Source organism: Phaeobacter sp. G2 (assembly GCA_025163595.1).
GTDB lineage: Bacteria > Pseudomonadota > Alphaproteobacteria > Rhodobacterales > Rhodobacteraceae > Pseudophaeobacter.
Window position 1 is genome coordinate 985,855 of record CP104100.1, and the last position, 17,160, is coordinate 1,003,014.

12 protein-coding genes, 3 tRNA genes and 3 rRNA genes are annotated in these 17,160 nt (G+C 55.8%); 9 read left to right on the plus strand and 9 right to left on the minus strand.

The genetic code is table 11. The annotated features are described in order from the left end of the window. Positions 1-40: 40 nt before the first annotated feature. The 5 genes from N1037_04835 to N1037_04855 form a co-directional block, all read right to left on the minus strand. Entirely contained in the window at positions 41-1,402 is a 1,362-nt protein-coding gene (locus tag N1037_04835) for a glutamine synthetase family protein (protein ID UWS80361.1), read from the minus strand. Positions 1,403-1,461: 59 nt separating this feature from the next. Further along, complete coding sequence (locus tag N1037_04840; protein UWS80362.1) at positions 1,462-2,496, minus strand: TRAP transporter substrate-binding protein; 1,035 nt, start codon at positions 2,494-2,496, stop codon at positions 1,462-1,464. A gap of 78 nt (positions 2,497-2,574) precedes the next feature. Further along, on the minus strand, positions 2,575-4,077 hold the full coding sequence (locus tag N1037_04845) for a TRAP transporter large permease subunit (GenBank protein UWS80363.1): 1,503 nt from the start codon (positions 4,075-4,077) through the stop codon (positions 2,575-2,577). Then, positions 4,077-4,673, minus strand: coding sequence for a TRAP transporter small permease subunit (locus tag N1037_04850; GenBank protein UWS80364.1), 597 nt, complete (start codon positions 4,671-4,673; stop codon positions 4,077-4,079). Before N1037_04850 ends, N1037_04845 begins: the two co-directional genes overlap by 1 nt. Continuing rightward, the gene (locus N1037_04855; GenBank protein UWS80365.1) at positions 4,666-5,451 is read right to left on the minus strand and encodes an N-formylglutamate amidohydrolase; all 786 of its coding nucleotides are present in this window, start codon (positions 5,449-5,451) and stop codon (positions 4,666-4,668) included. The genes N1037_04850 and N1037_04855 overlap by 8 nt, the downstream gene beginning before the upstream one ends. Before the next feature lie 159 nt (positions 5,452-5,610). Here N1037_04855 and N1037_04860 point away from each other — a divergent pair, with 159 nt between their 5' ends. From N1037_04860 to N1037_04900, 9 genes are all read left to right on the plus strand, one after another. Beyond that, complete coding sequence (locus N1037_04860; GenBank protein ID UWS80366.1) at positions 5,611-6,483, plus strand: MurR/RpiR family transcriptional regulator; 873 nt, start codon at positions 5,611-5,613, stop codon at positions 6,481-6,483. Between the two features lie 97 nt (positions 6,484-6,580). Then, positions 6,581-6,976, plus strand: a complete 396-nt coding sequence (locus tag N1037_04865) for a hypothetical protein (protein ID UWS80367.1) — start codon at positions 6,581-6,583, stop codon at positions 6,974-6,976. A 93-nt stretch (positions 6,977-7,069) separates the two neighbouring features. Further along, positions 7,070-7,420, plus strand: coding sequence for a RidA family protein (locus N1037_04870; protein UWS80368.1), 351 nt, complete (start codon positions 7,070-7,072; stop codon positions 7,418-7,420). Positions 7,421-8,253: 833 nt separating this feature from the next. After that, a 16S ribosomal RNA gene (locus tag N1037_04875) occupies positions 8,254-9,713 on the plus strand. Between the two features lie 259 nt (positions 9,714-9,972). Continuing rightward, positions 9,973-10,049 (plus strand) — tRNA-Ile (locus N1037_04880). Positions 10,050-10,070: 21 nt separating this feature from the next. Continuing rightward, a tRNA-Ala gene (locus tag N1037_04885) sits at positions 10,071-10,146 on the plus strand. A gap of 449 nt (positions 10,147-10,595) precedes the next feature. Further along, positions 10,596-13,423: ribosomal RNA gene (locus N1037_04890) — 23S ribosomal RNA — on the plus strand. A gap of 194 nt (positions 13,424-13,617) precedes the next feature. Then, a 5S ribosomal RNA gene (gene rrf / locus N1037_04895) occupies positions 13,618-13,732 on the plus strand. Together the 16S, 23S and 5S rRNA genes with 3 tRNA genes alongside form the textbook arrangement of a ribosomal RNA operon. 95 nt (positions 13,733-13,827) lie before the next feature. Continuing rightward, positions 13,828-13,904: transfer RNA gene (locus N1037_04900), tRNA-Met, on the plus strand. Here N1037_04900 and N1037_04905 read toward each other — a convergent pair. The 4 genes from N1037_04905 to N1037_04920 form a co-directional block, all read right to left on the minus strand. After that, the gene (locus N1037_04905; protein UWS81310.1) at positions 13,861-15,516 is read right to left on the minus strand and encodes a recombinase family protein; all 1,656 of its coding nucleotides are present in this window, start codon (positions 15,514-15,516) and stop codon (positions 13,861-13,863) included. The two genes, N1037_04900 and N1037_04905, sit on opposite strands and share 44 nt — an antisense overlap. A gap of 48 nt (positions 15,517-15,564) precedes the next feature. Next, the gene (locus tag N1037_04910) at positions 15,565-15,777 is read right to left on the minus strand and encodes a hypothetical protein (protein UWS80369.1); all 213 of its coding nucleotides are present in this window, start codon (positions 15,775-15,777) and stop codon (positions 15,565-15,567) included. 198 nt (positions 15,778-15,975) lie between these two features. Beyond that, complete coding sequence (locus N1037_04915) at positions 15,976-16,422, minus strand: hypothetical protein (GenBank protein ID UWS80370.1); 447 nt, start codon at positions 16,420-16,422, stop codon at positions 15,976-15,978. Then, positions 16,419-16,985: a type II toxin-antitoxin system PemK/MazF family toxin gene (locus N1037_04920; protein UWS80371.1), complete on the minus strand. Its 567-nt coding sequence runs from the start codon at positions 16,983-16,985 to the stop codon at positions 16,419-16,421. Before N1037_04920 ends, N1037_04915 begins: the two co-directional genes overlap by 4 nt. Between the last annotated feature and the right edge of the window lie 175 nt (positions 16,986-17,160).

Sequence of the window (17,160 nt, forward strand, 5' to 3'; positions counted from 1 at the left end):
TCATCTTGCTAAAAATACCTTCGCCGAAGGCCGCGCGTCGTTAGACGCGCTCAAACCCACGGGCGATTTCATAGTCGGTGACCACGCGGTCAAAATCTTCGATCTCAACTTCGGCGGCGCGGGTGTAGTGGTCCACCACATCATCGCCCATGGCAGCGCGCAGCATGGCAGAGTCGTTGAGGCTGAGACGGGCGTCGCGCAGGGTTTCCGGGATCATCCCGCTGTCGCCCTGATAGACATCGCCCGTTGCGGGCGCCTGCAGCTGCAGCCCTTCTTCGATACCCGCAATACCGGCAGCCAACATGGCTGCCATCGCCAGGTAGGGGTTCATATCCGACCCCGGAATGCGGCATTCGACGCGGATTGATTTGCTGCCAACACCACAAAGACGATAGCCGGCGGTGCGGTTGTCCACCGACCAGATGATGCGGGTGGGGGCAAAAGTGCCCTTCATGAAGCGCTTGTAGCTGTTGATGTAGGGCGCCATGAAATAGGTATAATCCGGTGCGTACTTCAGCAGGCCAGCCATATAGTTCTTCATCAGATCGGACATGCCAAGCGCATCTTGCGCGTCATAAAAGGCGGGCTTGCCATCTTTCCACAGGGACTGGTGCACATGGCTGGAGGAGCCCACTTTGTCGTGACGCCATTTGGGCAGGAAGGTCACCGCGTGGCCCTGCTGCCAGGCGATCTCCTTGGTGGCGTGCTTGGCGATGGTGTGGAAATCGGCGGTGTCCTGGGCCCGGCCATATTTGATGTTCAGCTCTTCCTGGCCGGTTTCGGCCTCGCCTTTGGTGCATTCCACCGGGATCCCGGCGTTCCACAGGTGATTGCGCAGGGGGCGCATCACGTGCTCTTCCTTGGTGGTCTGCAGGATGTGGTAGTCCTCGTTGTAGCCTGAAATAGGCTGCAGATCGCGGAAGTCCGATTTGCGGATCTCGTCAAAGCTTTTCTCGAACAGGAAAAATTCCAGTTCGGTCGCGGTCATGGCGTCAAAGCCAAGCGCGTCAAGGCGGCGGATCTGTTTCTTCAAAATGGCGCGGGGACTATGGGGGATCTCTTCGTGGCTGTGGTGATCCAGCACATCACACAGCACCATCACCGTACCCTCGAGCCAGGGCAGGGGGCGCAGGGTGGCAAGATCGGGTTTCATCACATAGTCGCCATAGCCGGATTCCCAGCTGGTCGAGGCGAAGCCATCGGGCGTTGCCATCTCCAGGTCGGTGGCCAGCAGATAGTTGCAGCAATGGGTCTCTTCCCAGGCGCCAGCAACAAAATGCCCGGCGTGAAAGCGTTTGCCCATCAGGCGGCCCTGCATATCCACAAGGCAAACCAGCACGGTATCCACCTCGCCAGCGGCAACTTGGGCTTTCAGATCGTCAAAACTCAGAACACCAGTCATGGGGCATTTTCCTGTCTAGATAGAGTGTCCCGGCACCAGCGGCGCCGGGACAGATGGGGTTAGCCGTAGCGGTAGGGGCGACCGGCCTTTTGCATGTCAGCATTATACTTCTTGAAGATCTCGACAACCTTGGCCTTGGTGGGGCTTTCGGCGGCGATTTCATCCCAGAATTTGACCGCTGCATCTTCGACGGTTTTCCATTCCGCGTCTGGAATAGAGGTCAGCTCCATCTTGGGGCCATTGACCCGCAGGGAGGCTTCGCCACCCCAATACCACCACTGACGGTAGTAGTGCGACTGGTCACAGCAGACCCGGAACAGGGTCTGCAGATCTTCGGGCAGCTCGTTCCAGCGACCCTGGTTGGCAAAGAAGGATCCCGCCCAGGCACCAGAGATGTTGTTGGTCAGGAAGTAGTTGGTCACATCGGCCCAGCCAACAGTGTAGTCTTCGGTGATGCCGGACCAGGCAACCCCGTCCAGTTCGCCGGTTTGCAGGGCGACTTCGATGTCTTCCCAGGGCAGGGTGACCGGCACGACGCCAAACTGGCTGAGGAAACGACCCGCAGTTGGGAAGGTGAAGACGCGCTTGCCTTTGAGGTCAGCGAGGCTGCGGATTGGGTCTTTGGTGGCAAAGTGGCAGGGATCCCATGCACCGGCGGAGATGTGTTTGACGCCAACCTTGGAATATTCCTCGTCCCAGATCTCGTTCAGGCCATACTGGTTGAACAGTACAGGCACGTCGAGCGAGTAGCGCGAGCCGAAGGGGAAGTAGCCGCCAAAAACGGTGACCTCGGTGGGCGAGGCCATCGAGTCATCATCCGACTGCACGGCGTCAATTGTGCCGCGCTGCATGGCGCGGAACAGCTCACCTGTGGGGACCAGTTGATCGGCGTAGAATAGCTCGATCTGCATGCGGTCGCCTGCGATCTGGTTGAACATGTCGATGGCGGGTTTCACCACGTGCTCGGCCAGGGCTGTGCCGGCATAGGTCTGCATCCGCCATTTGATGGTGGATTGTGCCAGGGCTGGTGTCGCCAGCGGGGCGGCCATTGCCCCCACACCAGCGGTTTGCAGAAACTTACGTCTTGTTGTCATTACACTCACTCCTTGTTGACTCTCGGTTGTGAAATCAGGCCCCCGCGCGGGGCTCTTTTTGGTTTATTCGGGGGGCCATCACCTGCCGTAGACCAGGTCTGGCAGCCACAGGGCTATCTGTGGGAAGGCCATGATCAGGGCCAGTGCCACCACCATGACGGCGGCAAAGGGGATGATGGAGATATAGATATCCTTCAGGCCAATCTCTGGCGGGGCCATGGCGCGCATCAGGAACAGGTTATAGCCAAAGGGGGGCGTCATATAGGCGATCTGCGTGGTGATGGTATACAGCACCCCGTACCAGATCAGATCAAATCCAAGGGCGCCCACCAGTGGCACATAAAGCGGCGCAACAATCACCAGCATGGCGGTGTCGTCCAGGAAGGTTCCCATCACGATAAAGCTCAGCTGCATCAGGATCAGGATCATCCAGGGGCTTAGCCCCAGTTGTGCGGTGAACAGATCCTCGATGGCCTTTACCGCGCCCAGCCCGTCAAAGATGGCGCCAAAGCCCAGGGCTGCCAGGATGATCCACATGAACATGCAGGAAATCCCCAGGGTAGACCGAACAGTGGTTTCAAACACCGCCTTGTTCATCCGACCTTTGAGGATGGCGGCGATAAAGGCGGTCATGGCGCCAATGGCAGAGCTTTCGACCAGTGAGGTCCAGCCATTTACAAAGGGCACCATCATGGTGGCAAAAATCGCCAGGGGCAGCACGCCGGAAAACAGCAGCCGGTGTTTTTCCTTGAGGAAGACATCCCGGTAGAACAGCGGCATGGCGCGGGTGGCAAAGCCCAGCACGGCCGCACCGAGGGCAAAACCAATGGCAGATTTGGGCGCGATCACGTCCAGTTTCACCAAGAGCGGCACCAGCACGATCCCGGTCAGCACGATGAAGTTCAGTCGCAGCGGATGGGTGCTGATCTCATCATATTCGGCCAGTTCTTCGTGGCTCATTGCGGGGCCAAGGTCAGGCTGCATTTTGGCGCGGATATAGATGTAGATGATGAACATGGTGGCCATCAGCAGGCCGGGGACGACACCAGCCAGCCAGAGCTGCCCCACGGGTTGACGCGCAATCATCGCATAGAGCACCAGAACCACCGAAGGCGGCACCAGAATGCCCAGAGAGGACCCGGCCTGAATGGTGCCGGTGACCAGGATCTTGTCATAGCCCCGGCGCAGCAATTCGGGCAGGGCGATGGTGGCGCCAATGGCCATACCTGCCACCGACAGGCCATTCATCGCGGAAACCAGCACCATCAGCCCGATGGTGCCAATGGCCAGACCGCCCTGTACCGGACCCATCCAGACGTGGAACATCCGGTAAAGATCATCGGCAATTTTGGATTCAGACAGCACATAACCCATGAAGATGAACATCGGCAGGGTCAGCAGCGGATACCATTTCATCAGCTTCATCGAGGCGGCAAAGGGGATCTCGACCCCGCCGGTGCCCCAAAGCAGCATCCCCGCCACAGCGCCAACAAATCCGATGGCGCCAAACACCCGCTGTCCGGTCATCAGCATCAGCATCATGCCGGCAAACATGACAACGGCGATCAATTCATAAGGCATCAGATTTCAACTCCGCGAAGACGTCCGATATCGCGGAACAATTCGGCAAGGCATTGCAACAGCATCAGAAAGACACCGAAGCAGAGGATAGATTTCACCGGCCACAGATAGGGGCGCCAGGCGGTGGAGCTGCGCTCGATATAGCCGATCTTGCCCCAGGCGGCGCTTGGACCCTCGGTAAAGAAGGTCACGATGATATCGCCAAAGAAGGAGAACGGCTCTAGCCCAAAATAGCCCAGGCTATAGGCCATCGAGCTGACCGCGCCATAAAGCAGGATGCCCAGGTAGGTCATGAGGAACAAGACGGTAAAGGCATCGACAAAGGCCTTGGTCCGGGTGGTCCAGCCACCATAGAACAGATCCATCCGCACGTTTGATCCCATCTGCATCGAATAGGGTCCGCCTAGAATGTAGTAGGCCACCATGATGAACTGAGCCATCTCCAGCGTCCAAAGCGACGGGTTGAAAAAGGTCTTGGAGACCGAGGACCACAAAAGAACCGCGATAAGGGCAAAGATCAGATACATGGCAAAACGGCCAATCACCCTGTTCATCGCCTCCACGGCGCGAATGTAGCGCAGGATAAGTTTAGGCACTGGTGCCTCCTTCGGCCTTTAGGGCTGCCAGCGCCGGGCGCAGCAGGGCCAACAGCTCATCCGCCATCTGGGTTTCTTGCTGAGGGGTGCGCAGCAGGTCGTTGCGGACTTCGATCATCACATTGGGGAGCCCGTTTTCCAGCCCGTGAATTTGCAGGGAATGGGTCACACCGTCTTCTGGCCCGTAGGGCTCATTGCGGTCCACCTGGCGCTGGGGCAGGGCAGAGGCCTGCGCCAACATGGCATCGGCAAGCCGCGTGTCACTGTCGTGCAAGATGCCGATTTCCACTGCGCGGGGGGTGCCGTAGTACACTGGTGTAAAGCTGTGAATGGTGATCAGCGCGGTCTGCAGCCCTTCGGCCTTGCGTCGGTCGATCATCTGGTCAACCGCAGTGATGAAAGGCTGATAAACCGTGTCAACGCGTTCCGCACGCTGCGCATCCGTCAGCGCGACATTGCCGGGGACTTCAATCAGTTCAGATTTCTCCGGCATCGCCGAAGCCGCCTCTGGGGGGCGGTTGCAGTCATAGACAAGTCGGGAAATGCACGAGGCAATCAGAGGCGCGTCCAGGGCGTCAGATAGAGCCTTTGCCACGGCCAATGCGCCGGGGTCCCAGGCTGCGTGGCTCTGGCGATCGGCCCCCACCAAACCCAAATCGCCGTAGCGATCCGGGATGTGATGACTGGCGTGCTCGCACAGGATCAAAGCCTCACCACGGCCGGTGCCGTTGAACACTTCGTAAGCCGCACAGGGAGCGTGGGAATCGCTCAACGTCATTCATCTCTCCTCGTTTTGAAAAAATCTTTTCACGAAGCAATATTTCTGTCAATATTATTTCAGAAGGGATTTCTGCGATACTGGTAACCGCGGCGGTATTTCGGGTATACTGTGCCTCTTGCCGCCTGTTTTTTGATCACCCCGAGGAGGGATGCCACTGTGACCAAACCGCCGCTCACCGTGCGAGAGTTGATCCGGGATCAATATAAAACGCTGACCCAGTCAGAGCGCAAATTTGCCAATTCGCTGCTGGAGAATTATCCAGTGGCTGGATTGGCCTCGATCACTATTGTGGCCTCCAACGCCGATGTCTCCACGCCGACTGTGGCGCGAATGGTGCAAAAGCTGGGGTTCAAAGGCTACCCGCAGTTTCACCAAGCCTTGCTCAAGGAACTCGAGGCCAAGGTTTCGGGGCCGACACAGCGGCGCGAAAACTGGGCTGCCGAGGCGCCAGAGGGGCATTTGCTCAACCGGTTTTCCCAGGCGGTGACCGATAACCTCAGTCAAACCTTTTCCAATGTAGACACCGGCCAGTTTGATGCGGCTGTGCGGCAGCTCGCCAATACCGAGGCGCGGCTCTATGTGGTTGGCGGTCGGATCACCCGGGCGCTGGCTGACTATGCCTTTACCCATTTTCAGGCGATCCGGCAGCGGGTGACACATATGACCTCTTCCTCCGCCACCTGGCCGCACTATGTGTTGGACATGGAGCCGGGGGATACCCTGCTGATGTTTGACGTGCGCCGCTACGAGACCAACCTGCAACGGCTTGCTGAGCTGGCTGCCGAGCGGGGTGTCAAAGTGGTGCTGATCACCGATCAATGGGCCAGTCCGGTGACTGCGGTGGCTGAACATGCCTTCAATTGCTGGGTTGAAATCCCCTCGGCTTGGGATTCGAATATCTCGACCATGATGTTGCTAGAGGCGATGATTGCCGCCACCCAGGAGGAAAGCTGGGACAAGACCAAAGAGCGCTATGATCGCCTTGATGAGCTCTTTGACACCACGCGGCTGTTTCGCAAGTTCTCCTGAGGCGCTGGCCATGCGCTGTGGTGGATGGACAGGGCAGGCGGCTTGCGTCATGTTGGGCCCGTCAGCTCTTGCCTTGTCGTAGGTCTTAGGGGCTGTTTTGAACATTTCCTTTCAGGTTAAGACACTCATGATCAAATCTGCTGCTTTCTTCCCTGCGCTTGTTGTTGCCGCATCTGTTGTATTTGCCTCTGTCCCGGCAACGGCCAAGCCACTGAGCCGAATTTTAGCCCAATCGCCGCTGTCGCCTGTCGATTTTGACACGATGCGCGCGGCCGAATCCGCGCTGTATGAGCATGCGAGGGTAAAAGTAGGCAGCTCGGTCAAGTGGAGCAATCCGCAAACGGGCTCCCATGGTGTGGTCAACGTGACAGCAAAGCAGGGCGCCTGCGTTTCGCTGAAACACGTGGCTCACCCCAATGGCGGAGCTGCGACGGTAAACGCCTCTCGTCGCTTCTGTCGGCAGGCCAGTGGTAAGTGGCTGTTGTCGCAATAATCGAGACCTGACCTCCTGCGAAGGTGCCTCTCTTCGATATGCGTCGGGGGCTTCTCCGATCGTAGCTTTTTCTTTTCAACCAGGAATACAATCATGACTGAAATCACCCGTCTCCACACCGGCGCCCGCATGAGCCAGATCGTAGTGCATGGCGATACCATCTATCTCGCCGGGCAGGTCGGTACCAAAGGCGCCAGCGTGGCCCAGCAGACCCAGGACTGCCTGGATAAGATCGACGCCCTGCTGGCTGAGGTCGGGTCTGACAAGACCCGCATCCTGCAGACCACCATCTGGCTGGCCGATATGGCCGACTTTGAGGAAATGAATGCGGTTTGGGACGCTTGGGTCCCCGAGGGCAATGCGCCGGCCCGCGCCTGTGGTGAGGCCAAACTGGCCCTGCCAGAGTTTCTGGTAGAGTTCCTGGTGACCGCCGCCAAGGCTTGATGTCTCTGCCTGGGGCGGCTGTCCTTCCAAAAGCTCTGAGAGGTTCGGCTGTTAGCCGGGCCTCTTTTTGTATTCCCGCACAAGGCATTTGGTTTTCCGGTGCAGCTCTTTCGGGTTTTTCTCTGGGGCTTTGTGTTGTTTGTCTTGATTCCCTTTGGTGAGTCTGTGGGTAATGTTGTGGGTAAGTTGGATTTTGGTTGTTTTGTGGATTTTGGGGGCTGTTTTTGAGGGTGTTTGGGGTGTGGGTGTAGGGGTGGTTTGTGTGGTAAGTGGTTGATTTTGTTTTTACTTCACATTTCTTTTGCAGAAAGTTGTGATTTGATTGGTTTTTGGGTTGCGGGTTCTCTGGGTTATACTTAGAACCCCCTCTACCGGCGGCGGAGACGCGGCACGGTGGGGCGGCTGAGAGGTCGCTGACTGGCAGGAAAGGCTGCTGGACGCTCAGGAGAGACTGGGGCATCTGGAGGATGTTATGAGGCGGTTGCGCTAAGGAATTGGCGCGGTGGCCTTGTTTTTGGCCTTTAGGTGTTGCTCTTTGACATTGATGATAACTGAAGAGATATGTGGGCGGTTTGGTTCGTTTCGATGGATCAACGTCTGTATATCAACGCTAGTAGGGTGGGCCATTTGGTCTGTTCGATGATCTAGTGTCAGCTTCACTGTTTGACGGACTTTTGTTTACTTTTGTAAACTGAAGCACAATCAAACAGATGACTTCCGATACGTGTCCAATCCTTAGCCGGGTGGACATAGGGATCTGCCCCCAAAAGCGGTCCTGAGTATTGGAGATGTGCAGAGGTTCGAACGTCAAGGATAGCATCGCGAGATGCTTTCAACTTGAGAGTTTGATCCTGGCTCAGAACGAACGCTGGCGGCAGGCTTAACACATGCAAGTCGAGCGCACTCTTCGGAGTGAGCGGCGGACGGGTTAGTAACGCGTGGGAACGTGCCCTTCTCTAAGGAATAGCCACTGGAAACGGTGAGTAATACCTTATACGCCCTTCGGGGGAAAGATTTATCGGAGAAGGATCGGCCCGCGTTAGATTAGATAGTTGGTGGGGTAATGGCCTACCAAGTCTACGATCTATAGCTGGTTTTAGAGGATGATCAGCAACACTGGGACTGAGACACGGCCCAGACTCCTACGGGAGGCAGCAGTGGGGAATCTTGGACAATGGGCGCAAGCCTGATCCAGCCATGCCGCGTGAGTGATGAAGGCCTTAGGGTCGTAAAGCTCTTTCGCCAGAGATGATAATGACAGTATCTGGTAAAGAAACCCCGGCTAACTCCGTGCCAGCAGCCGCGGTAATACGGAGGGGGTTAGCGTTGTTCGGAATTACTGGGCGTAAAGCGCACGTAGGCGGATCAGAAAGTATAGGGTGAAATCCCAGGGCTCAACCCTGGAACTGCCTTGTAAACTCCTGGTCTTGAGTTCGAGAGAGGTGAGTGGAATTCCGAGTGTAGAGGTGAAATTCGTAGATATTCGGAGGAACACCAGTGGCGAAGGCGGCTCACTGGCTCGATACTGACGCTGAGGTGCGAAAGTGTGGGGAGCAAACAGGATTAGATACCCTGGTAGTCCACACCGTAAACGATGAATGCCAGACGTCAGCAAGCATGCTTGTTGGTGTCACACCTAACGGATTAAGCATTCCGCCTGGGGAGTACGGTCGCAAGATTAAAACTCAAAGGAATTGACGGGGGCCCGCACAAGCGGTGGAGCATGTGGTTTAATTCGAAGCAACGCGCAGAACCTTACCAACCCTTGACATCCTTGGACCGCTAGAGAGATCTAGCTTTCTCGCAAGAGACCAAGTGACAGGTGCTGCATGGCTGTCGTCAGCTCGTGTCGTGAGATGTTCGGTTAAGTCCGGCAACGAGCGCAACCCACATCCTTAGTTGCCAGCAGTTCGGCTGGGCACTCTAGGGAAACTGCCCGTGATAAGCGGGAGGAAGGTGTGGATGACGTCAAGTCCTCATGGCCCTTACGGGTTGGGCTACACACGTGCTACAATGGCATCAACAATGGGTTAATCCCCAAAAGATGTCTCAGTTCGGATTGGGGTCTGCAACTCGACCCCATGAAGTCGGAATCGCTAGTAATCGCGTAACAGCATGACGCGGTGAATACGTTCCCGGGCCTTGTACACACCGCCCGTCACACCATGGGAGTTGGATCTACCCGAAGGCCGTGCGCTAACTTTTGAGGCAGCGGACCACGGTGGGTTCAGCGACTGGGGTGAAGTCGTAACAAGGTAGCCGTAGGGGAACCTGCGGCTGGATCACCTCCTTTCTAAGGATGTATCTAGCAAGAAGAACTTGTTCTTCCTCGTGATACACTTAGCAATGAACAGTAATCAAAACTGTTCAACATCGGGGCATCTACTGGATGTCCTTTGGACCGAGCCGTCCTCATATCTCTTCAGACAAGTCGCGGCAGCAGCCGTTATCTGGCGCTGCCTGGTGACATAACCACTGAGTGCTGCTCTCGGGCATTGCTTTGCAATACCCTGTCGCACACGGGTTTTGATTTGCTTTGCAAATCGAAAACCGGGTCGGTAGCTCAGGTGGTTAGAGCGCACGCCTGATAAGCGTGAGGTCGGAGGTTCAAGTCCTCCTCGACCCACCACTCATCCTTCGGGATTAAGATGGGGCCTTAGCTCAGCTGGGAGAGCGCCTGATTTGCATTCAGGAGGTCAGGAGTTCGATCCTCCTAGGCTCCACCATTAAACAATTAGATCGTTAAGCACTGTGCGCAGTTCTTAACCGTCCAATTGGACGAATTGATATCGTAAAGAGAGAAACAATCAACAACACTGTTGATCGCCCCGAGTGTGGGGATGATCTCAGATTGGTGCTGATTAGACCTTCGGGTTTATGATGCGAGCTTATGAACACGTCTGTTTCCTCGGACGTCCATGGGTCTGCCGGTTTGAAACGACAGAGTTGTCCAAGTCAAGTACACTAACCCGGTTCTAATTCCGCAAGGTTTTGGAACCAATTGTATTTATGATGTTTGTTTTGCGAAGGGGCTGCGACCGACATCACAGCCTTAGTAGTGAAACGACTTTCGCATCATAAATGCGGGAAAGTATGCTTTTTGGTTCAGAGATTGTGGTCCGGCTACTTACCAGCGGCTGGATCCTGATGGTTTAGGCTATCTATTTCTGGATCAGATCAAGCGCGAGAAGGGCGTTTGGTGAATGCCTTGGCAGTAAGAGGCGATGAAAGACGTGATACTCTGCGATAAGTCATGGGGAGCTGAGAATAAGCTTTGATCCATGAATTTCTGAATGGGGCAACCCACCTGAAAGTTCATTATTGTTACTTCGGTAGCCAATAATGTTCTTAACCAGGTACTTATGAACTGAATACATAGGTTTATAAGAGCAAACCCGGGGAACTGAAACATCTAAGTACCCGGAGGAAAGGAAATCAATTGATACTCCCCTAGTAGCGGCGAGCGAACGGGGACCAGCCGAGCCTTGAGTGTGAGAAGAACCTGTTGGGAAGCAGGACCATAGCGGGTGATAGTCCCGTATTCGAAACATGATAGGACGTATTAAGTAGGGCGGAACACGTGAAATTCTGTCTGAAGATCGGAGGACCACCTTCGAAGGCTAAGTACTCCTTACTGACCGATAGTGAACCAGTACCGTGAGGGAAAGGTGAAAAGCACCCCGACGAGGGGAGTGAAACAGTACCTGAAACCGAACGCCTACAATCAGTTGGAGGGCCCTTGCGGCCTGACAGCGTACCTTTTGTATAATGGGTCATCGACTTGGTCTCACGAGCAAGCTTAAACCGTTAGGTGTAGGCGCAGCGAAAGCGAGTCTTAATAGGGCGAATGAGTTCGTGGGATCAGACCCGAAACCGAGTGATCTAGGCATGGCCAGGTTGAAGGTGCAGTAACATGCACTGGAGGACCGAACCCACATCTGTTGAAAAAGATCGGGATGAGCTGTGCCTAGGGGTGAAAGGCCAATCAAACTCGGAGATAGCTGGTTCTCTGCGAAATCTATTTAGGTAGAGCGTCGTACGAATACCCCGGGGGGTAGAGCACTGGATGGGTAATGGGGACTCACCGTCTTACTGATCCTAACCAAACTCCGAATACCCGGGAGTACTATACGGCAGACACACTGCGGATGCTAACGTCCGTAGTGGAGAGGGAAACAACCCTGACCTCCAGCTAAGGCCCCTAATTCATGGCTAAGTGGGAAAGCAGGTGGGATGTCCAAAACAACCAGGAAGTTGGCTTAGAAGCAGCCATCTTTTAAAGATAGCGTAACAGCTCACTGGTCTAATTAAGACGTCCTGCGGCGAAGATGTAACGGGGCTCAAGCCATGAGCCGAAGCTGAGGATGCACATAGTGCATGGTAGCAGAGCGTAGTGTGACATAGTTCCATGTCTCCTTACCTACTTCGGTAGGATTGGAGACACGGAGCTTTCGATGAAGCGGGCGCGTGAGCGATCCCGTGGAGAGATCACTAGCGAGAATGATGACATGAGTAGCGACAAAGAGTGTGAGAGACACTCTCGCCGAAAGTCCAAGGGTTCCTGCTTAAAGCTAATCTGAGCAGGGTAAGCCGACCCCTAAGGCGAGGCCGAAAGGCGTAGTCGATGGGAACCAGGTTAATATTCCTGGGCCATGAGGTGGTGACGGATCGCAGGTGTTGTTCATCCTTATTGGATTGAATGAGCAGCTGAGCGGTTCCTGGAAATAGCCCCTCTATAAGATCGTACCCTAAACCGACACAGGTGGACTGGTAGAGAATACCAAGGCGCTTGAGAGAACGATGTTGAAGGAACTCGGCAAAATACCTCCGTAAGTTCGCGAGAAGGAGGCCCGGGTCCTACGCAAGTGGAATCCGGGGGCACAAACCAGGGGGTGGCGACTGTTTATTAAAAACACAGGGCTCTGCGAAGTCGCAAGACGACGTATAGGGTCTGACGCCTGCCCGGTGCCTGAAGGTTAAAAGGAGGGGTGAGAGCTCTGAATTGAAGCCCAGGTAAACGGCGGCCGTAACTATAACGGTCCTAAGGTAGCGAAATTCCTTGTCGGGTAAGTTCCGACCTGCACGAATGGCGTAACGACTTCCCCGCTGTCTCCAACATCGACTCAGCGAAATTGAATTGCCTGTCAAGATGCAGGCTTCCCGCGGTTAGACGGAAAGACCCCGTGCACCTTTACTACAGCTTCGCACTGGCATCAGGATTGTGACGTGCAGGATAGGTGGTAGGCATCGAAACCGAGACGCTAGTCTCGGTGGAGCCTCCCTTGAGATACCACCCTTCGCACTCTTGATGTCTAACCGCGGTCCGTTATCCGGATCCGGGACCCTGCGTGGCGGGTAGTTTGACTGGGGCGGTCGCCTCCTAAAGCGTAACGGAGGCGCGCGAAGGTTGGCTCAGAGCGGTCGGAAATCGCTCGTTGAGTGCAATGGCAAAAGCCAGCCTGACTGCGAGACTGACAAGTCGAGCAGAGACGAAAGTCGGCCATAGTGATCCGGTGGTCCCGAGTGGAAGGGCCATCGCTCAACGGATAAAAGGTACGCCGGGGATAACAGGCTGATACTGCCCAAGAGTCCATATCGACGGCAGTGTTTGGCACCTCGATGTCGGCTCATCTCATCCTGGGGCTGGAGCAGGTCCCAAGGGTACGGCTGTTCGCCGTTTAAAGAGGTACGTGAGCTGGGTTTAGAACGTCGTGAGACAGTTCGGTCCCTATCTGCCGTGGGTGTAGGATACTTGAGAGGAGTTGCCCCTAGTACGAGAGGACCGGGGTGAACGAACCACTGGTGGACCAGTTGTCGTGCCAACGGCAGTGCTGGGTAGCTATGTTCGGACAGGATAACCGCTGAAGGCATCTAAGCGGGAAGCCCCCCTCAAAACAAGGTATCCCTGAGGGCCGAGGTAGACCACCTCGTCAATAGGCCAGAGATGTAAGCGTGGTAACACGTTCAGTTGACTGGTACTAATCGCCCGATTGGCTTGATCTGATCTAGTAATAGACAGCCAAGAACCAAATAAGCACCACAGGACTTGGACTTAATGTTGATTGTTTCTTCCGATATCAGTTGTGAAACCACCAGGTGACATAACTGACGTGCGGCAATGCGGTTTTAAAATCAAAACCGCTGCCTGCCGCGCGATACTTTGCTTCGCAAAGATATCGGATTTGGATTTTTCTTGGTTTGGTGGCGATAGCGAGAGCAAAACACCCGGTCCCATCCCGAACCCGGAAGTTAAGTGCCTTTGCGCCAATGGTACTGCGTCTTAAGGCGTGGGAGAGTAGGTCACTGCCAAACCTAGTAAAATCCAAAATCTCAAAAACGATAACATTAACGCTAACTACTAGGACAAATCGTCCTCAAGTAGAAAAGCGATAGGACATCATAACTGTCGCGGGATGGAGCAGCCCGGTAGCTCGTCAGGCTCATAACCTGAAGGTCGTAGGTTCAAATCCTACTCCCGCAACCAAATTCAGCGAACACTCGCTAATATCCAAGCCCGCCCCTAAGGCGGGCTTTGTTATGTTCAGCATCTCCAATAGCTTACCACGAAGCTCAAGCGCGTGATGCTTCGCATCCGCGTCCCAGGTCACAACAACAGTATCAATGATTTGGTGGAGTTCTTCGCTGGCACGCCCAGAGACGCCCTCGTCTGATAGGGTGCCCACCAGATCATCAATATGCGCGCGGTAAAGGGCAGGGAGGTCCTGGGGCAAGAAGATGGGTTCTGGGGCTGCGGCGTCCCGTTTGGCCCGTGCTTGGGTCAGTTCAGCATCCACCTTGTTGAGCTGGGCGATGACAGGGGCAGAATAGTCCCCATCCTCAACCGCCTTCATCAGGTTTGCGTGCCGGGACTCCAGCTGGCGCACAGCCTGACTATGGAGCCGGAGCAAATCATCGCGTTCTTTCTCTTCACCTTTCTTGCGCGCCAGAAACTTCTCCCGAAACTCTGCATAGGCTTCGTCCCGCATCAGACCAGATTTGAGGCCCGAGAGGATGGAGGTGGCTGCGTCTTCTTCTTTGAGGCCGCGCATACCGCTACAAACTGATGCGCCTTTCTCCTTGGCGTTGGCGCAATAATAGCGTCGCGCCTTGCCGCTGCCTGCCACGGTGAGATTGCCGCCGCACTGGCCGCAGGTCATTAACCCGGACAGCAAGTATTTGCGCCGCCGTAATGATTGCCCAACAGAGAGGCCTTTCTTGTCCGTGGCGGGTGTGGTGCTGCGCACCTTTCTGTGCCCCGCTTGCACAGCTTTGACGGCGTCCCATAGCTCTTGGTCGATGATCCGCAGGTCGGGGACTTCTTGGATCTCCCAGTCTTCCACGGGATTTAGGCGTGAGACCCGTTTGCCGGTCTCGGGGTGTTTGGAATAGCGTAGGCGGTTCCAAATCCGGCGACCAATATAGAGCTCGTTGTTCAGGATTCCTGTCCCCCGGGTGGGGTTGCCGTTGATGGTGTTTTGCTTCCAATGTCCACGGGTTATGCGTTTGGTATTGGCGGCCGGTGAGGGGATGCCGTCTGCATTGAGTTGCGCAGCGATTTTGATCGGTGAGGCACCTGACGCATAGTCAGTGAAGATCCGGCGAATGATCGCCGCTTCGTTGTCGTCGATTGTGAGCTGGCCTTTTTTGGCTATGCCGTCCGGCCCAATGCTCAGGGCGTATCCATATGATCTGCCGCCTGCGCTCTGGCCACGTTCAAACTTCCCGCGCAGTCCGCGCCGGGTTTTGAGGGCGAGGTCTTCAAGAAATATCTGTGCCATCGTGGACATAATGCCAATGTCGAGCAGACCGAGCTTACCTTTGCCCAACTGATGAAGCTCAATGTCTGCGAAGGTGGTCGCTTTGTAGAAGTTTGAGGCCCGTTCCAGGTCGCGCCCGAGGCGGTCGACGTGTTCGAACAAGACAATGTCAAAGGATCGCGCGTGGACCGCGGCAAGTAGCTCCTGAAACCCCGGGCGATCCCGCAGCGCGCCGGACAAACCGGCATCGGCGTATTCTTTGACCACTTCATATCCGCTGCGTTCTGCGTGTTTGCGGCATTCACTGAACTGGTCATCGACGGACTTGGGGTTTTGCATGTCCGAGGAGTAGCGCGCATAAATCGCGACGCGGGGTTTGTCAGTCATTCAGAATCTCCTTGAGTCGCAAAACTGCCGTGGCCAGAAAGATGATACAAATACAAGTTTAGTGATCTGTGGTGCGGCTTGCCTTAATCCCGTCAAAATCGGCTCTATGATAAAGATCACTGCGTTCGGTGTTTCTTCCTTCGTTCCGCCCTCCTGGGTGGCCCGCTTGGCGGCGACTTCGGCAATCAGGTCGATCAGATTTGTGAGGGTCATTCGCTTCTCCTTCGGTTGTGGACACACAAGAACCAACAACACGATGAGATCGGTGGCCTGCTACGGTTGGTCGTTTACGCCCGTACAGAGATGATCTGTGCGGGCGTCTCTGTTTGGGCGGCGCGCCGACATCTGTAGCAGCAGAAGGTTCGCCAGCGCGCCTGACGCGGGGTGTCTAAGCCCGCGTGTCTCTGTAAATCAGAGGCTCTGACACAACGCGTCCAGCGCCTCCTGCGCGTGCATCAGGTCATGCACGGCTTGCAAGGTCTCGTAGAGCTCGAAGAACATGATCATCGCGCGGCCCAGTTCATCCGCGCGCGCCGTTGTGCGCGTCTCCTGCCAGCAGGCTGGTTCGGAAACGTTGCACTCATCATAGTCGCGGTGCTGATGCACGGTCGTGCCCTTGTCGATCTCCCGGGTGAGGAAATCCATCTGCACGTCCAGTTCCTCCAGGATCTCTGGCTTGAAGATCTGGCGGGCCTCAATCAGCTTGATCAGCCGCTCAAAGCCGACACGTTCCAGCGGTTGGATGTTGTGCAGCACGTCCATCCGGATCGCTGTGATGCAGTCACGGGATTTTGCGAAACCTGCCGCGGCGATGGCTTCGATATTGTCATATGTAATGGGCAGAAACTGGTGGGTCATACGAGACCTCCTTTGGATTTGAGGGTGATGGCTGCGCGAGATGCGCGGTTCCGCTCCAGGAAACCGCGCTCTTCGCGTAGCCTTCGCGCCTGTTCCTCCCAACGCTCCCGCCGGGTCTCGGCCTGGATGTCTGCCTTGGCCTGCAGGCGGGCGCGCACGTCGTTCATACGGTCCACCAGCGGCGCATCAAGTCGGCCGATCAGGGTGCCGCGCTCCTCGCTGCCCTCAAAGCCGGGGTGGTTGACGCTGACGATCACACGGCGCGCGCAGACAAAGCGGGAGGGCCGATCCAGCCCCGCCGCGTGGCAGGAGGCAGTGTGTCCAACGCGGACCTCATATCCTCTGTTGGCCTTGGTGCGGGCGGAGGTGCCGTAGGCGAGTTCGACAAATTTGATGCCATTCAGCTCAAAGACATCGAGAACCAGGCAGGGGCGCAGTTTGGGGGATGCCGCTGGGGTTGTGGGGTCCTCACTGATCGGAAATGCGAACAGAACAACGTCACCGCGCTCGACGAGGCCTTTCCAGTCGAAGTCCGGCACGAAGGATTGGGGGGAGTAATACATCTGGGGTCTCCATTGATGTGATTGAAAATCGACACCAGCTTTGGAAACCTAAAAGGCCTCCCGTTTTGCTGCGCGTCACAAAAAACGCGCAGCAAAACGGGAGGCTAAAAGAACAGGGAGAGCGGCGAGAGGGAAACCCTCTCGTCAAATTTGGCACGCGACGGGGAGGAGGGCG

Bases quoted from the DNA above. Each gene is read 5' to 3' on its own strand.
- N1037_04915 (UWS80370.1), bottom strand. From the start codon at position 16,422: ATGACCCACCAGTTTCTGCCCATTACATATGACAATATCGAAGCCATC.
- N1037_04855 (UWS80365.1), bottom strand. From the start codon at position 5,451: ATGACGTTGAGCGATTCCCACGCTCCCTGTGCGGCTTACGAAGTGTTC.
- N1037_04845 (UWS80363.1), bottom strand. From the start codon at position 4,077: ATGCCTTATGAATTGATCGCCGTTGTCATGTTTGCCGGCATGATGCTG.
- N1037_04835 (UWS80361.1), bottom strand. From the start codon at position 1,402: ATGACTGGTGTTCTGAGTTTTGACGATCTGAAAGCCCAAGTTGCCGCT.
- N1037_04870 (UWS80368.1), top strand. From the start codon at position 7,070: ATGACTGAAATCACCCGTCTCCACACCGGCGCCCGCATGAGCCAGATC.
- N1037_04920 (UWS80371.1), bottom strand. From the start codon at position 16,985: ATGTATTACTCCCCCCAATCCTTCGTGCCGGACTTCGACTGGAAAGGC.
- N1037_04910 (UWS80369.1), bottom strand. From the start codon at position 15,777: ATGACCCTCACAAATCTGATCGACCTGATTGCCGAAGTCGCCGCCAAG.
- N1037_04905 (UWS81310.1), bottom strand. From the start codon at position 15,516: ATGCAAAACCCCAAGTCCGTCGATGACCAGTTCAGTGAATGCCGCAAA.
- N1037_04840 (UWS80362.1), bottom strand. From the start codon at position 2,496: ATGACAACAAGACGTAAGTTTCTGCAAACCGCTGGTGTGGGGGCAATG.